The 3158-nt window shown below is 67.8% G+C and carries 3 protein-coding genes; 2 read left to right on the top strand and 1 reads right to left on the bottom strand.

The features are described 5' to 3' along the window. A partial coding sequence (locus ACXJKR_RS28225) for a UbiD family decarboxylase (protein WP_457325654.1) occupies positions 1-1268 on the top strand: 1268 nt, incomplete at its 5' end. A gap of 151 nt (positions 1269-1419) precedes the next feature. Here ACXJKR_RS28225 and ACXJKR_RS28220 read toward each other — a convergent pair. After that, entirely contained in the window at positions 1420-2211 is a 792-nt protein-coding gene (locus ACXJKR_RS28220; protein WP_457325653.1) for a YdcF family protein, read from the bottom strand. A gap of 37 nt (positions 2212-2248) precedes the next feature. On the opposite strand from ACXJKR_RS28220, the gene ACXJKR_RS28215 reads away from it, so the two are divergent. After that, a partial coding sequence (locus ACXJKR_RS28215; protein WP_457325652.1) for an AsmA family protein occupies positions 2249-3158 on the top strand: 910 nt, incomplete at its 3' end.

The raw sequence follows: 3158 nt of genomic DNA, 5'->3' as shown, positions 1-3158 counted from the left end.
GCCTCAAGGAGCCCGACCCACCCAAGGGCCTGAAAGACGCCGGCAAACTGTTGCAGATGGCCAAGGCCCTGTGGGACATGAAGCCCGCCGTGCAGCGCCGCGCGGCCTGCCAGGAAGAGGTCATGGAGGGCAGCGACATCGACCTCGGCCGCCTGCCCATACAGACTTGCTGGCCGGACGACGCAGCCCCCCTGATCACGTGGGGTCTGGTCATCACCCGGGGGCCGACCCGCACCCGCCAGAACCTGGGCATCTACCGCCAACAGCTTATTTCCCCCCGCCAGGTCATCATGCGCTGGCTGGCGCACCGCGGTGGTGCGCTGGATTTCCGCGACCACGCGCTGGCCCATCCGGGCGAGCCGTTTCCGATCGCCGTGGCCCTCGGTGCCGATCCGGCCACCATCCTGGGCGCCGTCACGCCGGTGCCAGACAGCCTGTCCGAATATCAGTTCGCCGGCCTGCTGCGCGGCTCGCGTACTGAACTGGTCAATACCGGCGTGGGCAAGAACCAACCGCTTCAGGCACCGGCCTCGGCCGAGATCGTGCTGGAAGGCCACATCCCGCCTGCCGCACCCGGCTACACCGGCGTCAGCGAGCGCGGCGTGCCGCTGAAGGAAAAGGGCGGCTATCTGCACGCGCTGGAAGGCCCATTCGGCGACCACACCGGCTATTACAACGAGCAGGACTGGTTCCCCGTCTTCGAGATCTCTCGCCTGACCCAGCGCAAGAACCCGATCTACCACTCGACCTACACCGGCAAGCCGCCGGACGAGCCCGCCATCCTTGGCGTTGCGCTCAACGAGGTCTTCGTGCCCATCCTGCAGAAGCAGTTTCCCGAGATCGTCGACTTCTACCTGCCGCCCGAAGGCTGCAGCTATCGCATGGCCGTCGTGTCGATCAAGAAGGCCTACCCCGGCCACGCCAAGCGGTTGATGTTCGGCATCTGGAGCTTCCTGCGCCAATTCATGTACACCAAGTTCATCGTCGTGGTCGACGACGACATCGACACGCGCAACTGGCAGGAAGTGATCTGGGCCATCACGACGCGCATGGACCCGGTGCGCGACACCACCCTGGTGGACAACACGCCCATCGACTACCTTGACTTCGCCTCACCGGTCAGCGGCCTGGGCGGCAAGATGGGGCTGGACGCGACCAACAAGTGGCCCGGCGAGACCAGCCGCGAATGGGGTCGCGGTATCAGCCTGCCGCCCGAGATCACGGCGCGGGCCGAGGCGCTATTCGGGCAACTCTTCTTGAAGCCCTGAGCGTGCTCGCCTACTGTTGAGATGCCTTTTGAGGCACAACCTCTGGCGCAATCCCTTGCGCGCCAGGAGCCCTTCGGCAAATCGCCGTGGAGCCCCAAGGTGGCATAGCCACCCACCCCGCCCGGCCTTAAAGCCCGGCGGGGTTTCTATTTCAGCGTCCAGCCCACCAGGCCAGCGTCTCGTAGAGGACGTAGCGCACGCGCTCGAAACCGTCAGTCGACGGGCACCAATCGCTGAAGCTCGTCAGGGCATCGTCGCGCAGCCCCACCGGTGCGGGCAGGATGCTCACCCCCAGCGGAGCCGCCTCGCCCTCGAAGGCGCGCATGGCGCGGCGCATATGCGTGTCGTGGGTGACGAGGATGACCTGTTTCACTCCCGCCTTCGCCAGCAGCGGCAGCGTGTGGGCGGCGTTCTCCCGCGTGTCGCGTGAACTGGCCTCGGTCCAGCGCAGCGGCAGGCCGTAGTCCTGAGCCGCCACGCGGGCAATGATGTCGGCCTCGGGTTCGCGCAGTTCAGTCGCTGTCCAGCCGATGCCGCCGGAAAAGGCCAGCGGCCAGCCGCTGCGCCGCGCGACCCAGACGCCATAGGCCAGGCGCTCGGCAGTGGTGCGGCTCGGCGTGCCGGCATCGAATTCCGGGGTGTGGCGCTTCACGCCGCCGCCCAGCACCAGCACCGCGCCGTCAGAGCGGCGACGCAAAGCGTCGACCTGGGCCGGTTTGAGGACCGCAGGCTGGCCCACGGCCCGGCTCAGCAATTCAGCAGCGGCTTCGGTAGCCGATAGCCACACTCCCGCAAGCGCCAGGCCCAGTAACAGCGCGCCAAAGCGACGACCGCGCCTGAGCCGCCAACCGCCCCAGGCTGCCAGCAGCAGCATGGGCACGGGAGGCAGCGCCGCTGCGAGCAGCAGGGTCTTGAGGCCGGAATAGTCGAGAGAGAGGCTCACCACGGGCATCATCGCCGACATCAATAATGCGCCTGCCGTGACGCCGCTTTCCCGCTCCCCCGCCCGCCTCGCCCTCTGGACCATCGCCGCGCTGTCGGCCCTGGTCACCTTGCTGCTGCTGGTCGTGACACTGGCGCTACCCGGCTGGGTTACCGGCCGTGGCGCTGCACTGGCCAGCGAGGCCCTGGGCCGGCCGGTCACCGTCGAGGAGGCCAGTTTCCAGCCCTGGCGTCTGGCCCTGGTCATCGAAGGGCTGAGTATTGCCGGCGCCGACGCCGGGCAGCCACCGCTGTTCAAGCTGCAGAAATTGGATGCTGCCCTGTCGCTGCGCTCTCTGCTGCGCGGCCGTGCCGTCATCGAATCCGTGGCCTTGACCAAGCCCGAACTGCGCCTCGCCCGCGTGGCCGAGGGCCGCTATGACATCGACGACCTGATCCAGCGCTTTGCCGCCAAGCCCGGGGCGCCCGAGGAGCCGGACGCCGAGTTCGCCGTCTACAACATCGAGCTGGCCGACGGTCGCATCCTCTTCGACGACCGCCCGGTGCAGCGCAAGCACGAGCTGGCCGGCCTTCACCTGGCCCTGCCTTTCATGTCGACGCTGCCGGCCGACGTCAAGGTCAAGGTGCAGCCCCAGCTGAACGGCAAGCTCGACGGCGTCGCCTTCGACAGCCGCGCCGAGGCGCTGCCCTTTGACGATGACGTCAGTGCTCGTTTGTCCTTCAAATTTGCCGGGCTGGATCTCGCACCGCTGGCCGCCTATGTGCCTGCCAGCGCGCCCATCCGACTGGCCGGCGGCAGGCTCGATGTCGACGTGGCGRTGGACTTTGCCGAGCGCCCCAAGCAGACGCCGGGTGTCAAGCTCAGTGGCCTCATCCAGCTGCACGAGCTGGCCCTGACCCAGCCCGACGGCCAGGCCCTGCTCGGCTTCAAGCGGCTGAGCCTGCCAC

Source organism: Roseateles sp. P5_E11, from assembly GCF_054049355.1.
Note: the sequence above shows the minus strand (reverse complement) of the source record. Positions and strands in the feature narration are given on the sequence as shown.